The sequence below is a fragment of the Streptomyces sp. UNOB3_S3 genome, assembly GCF_020740895.1.
Classification (GTDB): domain Bacteria; phylum Actinomycetota; class Actinomycetes; order Streptomycetales; family Streptomycetaceae; genus Streptomyces.
The window spans coordinates 1-742 of the sequence record NZ_JAILXP010000747.1; the positions used below are offsets into that span (position 1 = coordinate 1).

Sequence of the window (742 nt, forward strand, 5' to 3'; positions counted from 1 at the left end):
TCATCCCCGAAGGCCTTCGCCTGGGCGATCTCGTTCTCATGATGCGGGAAGATCAGGTCCAGACCCCCGCCATGGATGTCGAACGCCGCACCCAGGTACTTGTGGGCCATCGCGGAGCACTCCAGATGCCAGCCCGGACGCCCACGACCCCACGGCGTCTCCCAGCTCGGCTCACCCTCCTTCGCCGCCTTCCACATGGCGAAGTCCCGCGGGTCACGCTTACCGGTCTCACCCTCGCCGGAAGGCTGGAGGAGATTGTCCAGCTCCTGGTTGGACAGCTGCAGATAGCCGGGGAAGGACCGCACGTCGAAGTAGACATTGCCGTCGGCCGCGTACGCGTGACCACGCTCGATCAGCCCGCGCATCATCTCGACCATCTCGGTCACATGCCCGGTCGCCCGCGGCTCCACCGTCGGCGGCAGGCAGCCCAGCGCCGTGTAGCCGTCGTTGAACGCACGCTCGTTCTCGTAACCGATCGACCACCACGGCCGGCCCTGCTCACCGGCCTTCGCGAGGATCTTGTCGTCGATGTCCGTCACGTTCCGCACGAACGTCACGTCATACCCGCGGTAGACGAACCAGCGGCGCATGATGTCGAAATTCAGGCCCGAGCGAATGTGCCCGATGTGCGGAGCGGCCTGTACGGTCGCACCGCACAGGTAGATCGAGACACAGCCCGGCACAAGCGGGGAGAAGTCACGGATCTGCCGGGCGCTGGTGTCGTACAGACGAATGCTCACGG

1 protein-coding gene is annotated in these 742 nt (G+C 65.5%); it reads right to left on the bottom strand.

Translation table 11 applies throughout. The annotated features are described in order from the left end of the window. The coding region (locus K6I33_RS35435) for a cysteine--tRNA ligase (RefSeq protein WP_229358889.1) at window positions 1–740 on the bottom strand (740 nt) is incomplete at its 3' end. Between the last annotated feature and the right edge of the window lie 2 nt (window positions 741–742).